This is a genomic window from Chitinophaga sp. (genome assembly GCF_039596135.1).
Lineage (GTDB): Bacteria > Bacteroidota > Bacteroidia > Chitinophagales > Chitinophagaceae > Chitinophaga.
In genome coordinates, this window is sequence record NZ_JBCNKH010000132.1 from 1 (window position 1) to 4,451 (window position 4,451).

4 protein-coding genes and 1 pseudogene are annotated in these 4,451 nt (G+C 44.3%); 2 read left to right on the forward strand and 3 right to left on the reverse strand.

Translation table 11 applies throughout. The annotated features are described in order from the left end of the window. On the forward strand, positions 1–2,109 hold a 2,109-nt coding region (locus tag ABDW16_RS31125), incomplete at its 5' end, for a gliding motility-associated C-terminal domain-containing protein (RefSeq protein ID WP_343675364.1). A 10-nt stretch (positions 2,110–2,119) separates the two neighbouring features. Further along, entirely contained in the window at positions 2,120–3,178 is a 1,059-nt protein-coding gene (locus ABDW16_RS31130) for a PorP/SprF family type IX secretion system membrane protein (protein WP_343675365.1), read from the forward strand. A gap of 4 nt (positions 3,179–3,182) precedes the next feature. Here ABDW16_RS31130 and ABDW16_RS31135 read toward each other — a convergent pair whose 3' ends face one another. From ABDW16_RS31135 to ABDW16_RS31145, 3 genes and pseudogenes are all read right to left on the reverse strand, one after another. After that, the gene (locus tag ABDW16_RS31135) at positions 3,183–3,662 is read right to left on the reverse strand and encodes a hypothetical protein (protein ID WP_343675366.1); all 480 of its coding nucleotides are present in this window, start codon (positions 3,660–3,662) and stop codon (positions 3,183–3,185) included. A gap of 7 nt (positions 3,663–3,669) precedes the next feature. Continuing rightward, positions 3,670–4,215 (reverse strand): hypothetical protein, encoded by a 546-nt coding sequence (locus ABDW16_RS31140; RefSeq protein WP_343675367.1) that lies wholly within the window; start codon positions 4,213–4,215, stop codon positions 3,670–3,672. Between the two features lie 25 nt (positions 4,216–4,240). Then, positions 4,241–4,451, reverse strand: a pseudogene (locus ABDW16_RS31145) (hypothetical protein); the annotation flags it as partial.

The window sequence follows — 4,451 nt, forward strand, 5'->3', positions numbered from 1 at the left end:
ACACTACAAGCGGTGACACTATCAGGTACTACAGGAGGTGTATTTTCTTCAACTTCGGGATTGGCATTGAATACAACCACAGGAGCCATCACACCAGCGGCAAGTACACCGGGTGTTTATACTGTGACTTATACAATTGCTGCATTAAGCCCCTGCCCGGGATTTACGACCACTACCCCTGTGACGATTTATGAAAGTCCCCTGATCAATTTCCCTGTACCTGATCAGGCAGTCTGCTCGGGTACGGGCGCCACCTTCACCCCGGTTTCATCTGTCGCCAATACGATTTATTCCTGGGCTGTTTCCGGCACTTTGCCATCAAATGTAACCGGAACATCAAATGGCAATTTTACGGGCAATCTGAGCCTCTTATTTACAAATAAAGGGACCAGTGATGTCATCATCACTGTAAGGGTCACGCCATTCAATCCTCAGCAAACCACCTGCGCCGGTGCCGTCTACGATATTCACCTCACGGTACATCCTGAAGTGCCGGCACCGGGGGTGAATGATGTGAGCGCCTGTATGGGCGGGGCATCCATTACCTTGCAGGCCACAGCCCTGCCGGGGTACACGATTCACTGGTACGATGCGCAACAGGCATTATTGCCTGCCGCTCCTGTTATTACTACAGCTGATTCCATTCGTTTACAATACTATGCCAACCAGCGCAGCAGCTTTGGTTGCGAAGGCCCGAAGGCAAGTGTGATCGCCATCGTGCATCCTACTTTGAAAATCACCGGTGCAGATTTTACCAATCCTGCTGCCTGTGGCATCCCTTCCGGCACCATCGTTTTGCAGACAAGAGATCTGAATGACCAGATTGTTGCAAATGTTCCTGTCATTGTTCACTATAAAAAATTCAATACAGCATTGGTGGCCACCGGTTTCACAGATGGCGACGGCAAAATTACCCTGCCACTGACCGCGGGCAGCTATACAAACTTTTATGCAGAAAGTACCGGCGGTTGTACCACCGCACATCTGAATGATGTATTTGTATTAAAAGATCCTGATCCGCCGGCAAAACCGGTAGCAGGTTATAATCCACCTATCTGCAGTGAAACCCCGCTGACATTGACAGCGCTGTCAGCTACCAGTCCACAGAATGGGGAGATCGCATACGTATGGGCAGGCCCTGCCTTTGGCCCTTACCCTGATACAGTGAATAATACGGTGGTGACTTTTCCTGCTGCCAGCGTTGCTGATGCAGGTACGTATGTTGTATATGCAACGCAACACAACTGTATTTCTGCCGCCGATAGTTTTATTGTAATCATCAACCGCTCTCCTTCAAAACCTGTGATCAATACACGCACGCCACTCTGTGTAGGTGATGAATTGTACTTAAGCGCCACCAGCAGCATAAGCGACAACGCTACACTCACCTACCTCTGGACAGGGCCGGGCCGGGGTTTCCCCGTCAATGGTACGTATGCAGGTATTGACAAGGTAGCACTGACAGATGCTGGCCGGTATGCTGTAACCGTTACTGCTAATGAAACAGGTTGTGCTGCTACTACAGACACATTGATTGAAATAGGTAACTATCCCCTTATACGATTTGCCATCGACACATTGATGCTGCCTACAGGATTCAAAATTACACTCGATCCTGTATTAACTAATTCCACTGAACCCGGTATACTGCCTATGCAAAGTTATACCTGGACACCGGCAGATGATCTGCAATGCAATGATGCACTGTGCGACAAGCCGGTGTTGACAGTAAAGAACGACGCCTGCTATGCGGTAACTGCCACCAACAAATACGGCTGTAGTGGTAGTGATACCATTTGTGTACGTGCCTTCTGTAAAGATGCACAGGTATTTGTTCCCAATGCCTTTACCCCTGATGGTCTGCCGGAAAACAGGATACTGATGGTACGCGCCAGTGGTATTGCCACCGTGAAGTCTTTCAGGGTCTTTAATCGCTGGGCCAGGGTAATGTACGAGCGGAGCAATTTTGCACCTAACAGCAGCGAGTTTGGCTGGAACGGGTATATCAACGGCAAGAAAGCAGATACCGGTGTATATGTCTACACCGTAGAAGTTATTTGTGAGAATGGTACCCCTTATACATTGAAAGGGAATGTAACATTATTCTAAAGTATGTAGTATGAAAAAGGTCATCGTCTTTTTATTTTTATATAGTCTGCAGTTAAGCGCACAGGATGTGGGCTATTCTCAATATTACGACCAGCCGTTGCTCAGGAACCCGGCATTGGCAGGCATCTTTGAGGGAGACATCCGGGTCACCGCTTCGTACAGGAACCAGTGGGAGAGTGTAACGGTGCCTTACAGAACTTTTGGATTGAGTGCGGAATATAAAACACCTTTCCATGCATTGTTTTCAGAGAACAGTACGGTCACTTATGGCCTGCAGGTATTGCGCGATGTGGCAGGTACTTCAGAGTTCAGTACTACGCAGATTATGCCGGCGGTGAATAGCAGTTTTTATATCGGGAGAGAAAAGGTTTCTTATATCTCCGTTGCGTTTATGGGAGGATTGATGCAGCAGCGCTTTGATCCCAGTAAGTTACAATTCAACGATCAGTTTGTAATGGGCAGCAATGGTGCTTTCAGTATCCTGCCTTCTTCGAGACAAACTTTTGATATGACCAGTGTGAATTACTTTGACCTGGCTGCGGGGGTGAGTTATAATGGAACGTTAAAGAATGAAATTGATTTGTTCTTTGGCGCTGCCGGGTATCACCTGAATAGTCCGCAGGTGGGTTTCTTTAAAGGGAATAAGATTACTTTAAACAAACGGGTGTCTCTCAATGCAGGATTATCTGTACCTACCAGTGAGGTGAACAGGTTTATTTTGTATGCGGATTACTTCCGGCAATTCAGAAGAATAATACCTGTGGATGCAGTTGGTATCAGTACTATGCAATTCGGTGCGATGTATAGCTGGGACTTATCAGACGAGGTAGATCTGTCTAAGAACTTTACGGTAGGGGTTTTGTACAGGAAGAATGATGCGATTATACCTGTGGTCAGGATGGAGATGTATAACTTTCTTTTCGGGTTGAGTTATGATGTGAATGTAGATAAGCTGGCGGCTGCTTCGCAGCGGAGGGGTGGGCTGGAAGTGATTGTTTCTTACAGGGGGTTTTTAAGCAGCAGGAATGAAAGCAGGCGGCAGACGTTGTGTCCTACTTTCAGGCGATAGGATATTAAAGGAGACGACCCATTTTCAAACCATACAATTCTTCCCACTTTTTTATTAAAAAATCCAGCGCCTGCTGATCACTATAATTCATTAATACCCGGTGGGTTTGCTTTACACCATTTACATAAAAACAAATAAGATTTCTCGCGCCTGATACTGTGGCTACCAACTTATGTCTTGGTAGTTGATCTTCTCTTTCAAATCTGGAGGAAATCTTTTCAATTTCTTTGATAGAGACATATTGTCCATTTACACGAATGGAATGATATCCAAAAATGATCTCACCAATCACCTTATAATTTTTAAAATGAGAATTTACAATGAGCAGGACAAAGCTGACCACAATCATAACAACACTAATAGGGCCAAGGTAAAGCGCAAATATAACCCCACCTATTAGTAAAGTATATCGTAAGGCTATCAGGATAATTGTCAAAGGAGTGTATGCAATTTCTATTAGCGGGAGTTTTAATTCTATTTCCATAGGTAAGCTAAAGATATATCAGGGTGCTATATATAGACCTTAATCGTTTTTTAGATGCGAGAATTTCTTTCAGTGAAAAACAGGTGTAGTAAAAAGAATGGTAGAAATAATCAATACACTCAGCATTATATACTTCCTGTCTTGTCAAATGACCGGATAATATATTCCGTGAAAACGGGTTGAAATCATAAATGAACTTTGTCTGCCTGATAGCTTCTACAGATGGACAGGAAATAACCTGGAGGATCTCCTTACAAAAATAAGCAGCGGTACATAATTCAAATTCAGACAGGGAGTCTTTTTTTAAGCACCTGGTATATAAACGTTCTATAAAACCGGTGGCGGGATACTTACGGAATTCAATGTTGATGTTCTCCTGAAGGCATCGTTCAATGAAATCACGGAGGCAGTTCATTTCGTCATTCTTTTCGTTAAAATAAGTAATAAATTCTTCCTGGCTACCTGTTGAATACCTGTAAAAGGACATATAAGCCTGAAAGAAGGTGGCGTATAAGGCCAGAATTTTTCCGGGCTCGAATTTTACCTGTTTCATTTTAATTATTTAAATAGAGGGCTATTTACATCGTATACCCAAACCTCACCTTTACAGCACTCGTAGCCGGGAAATTCCTGCTCGCCAGAAAATCATACAACAACATCAGGTTTCCTTTCAACTTCGCATTAATCTTATACTTTTTAGATATCCCCAACAGCGCGCTCTTCTGCCAGCTATTTACATTCATCAACTCAGACACATTCGTAAATGTGCTCACATAATTCTCCTCAAAC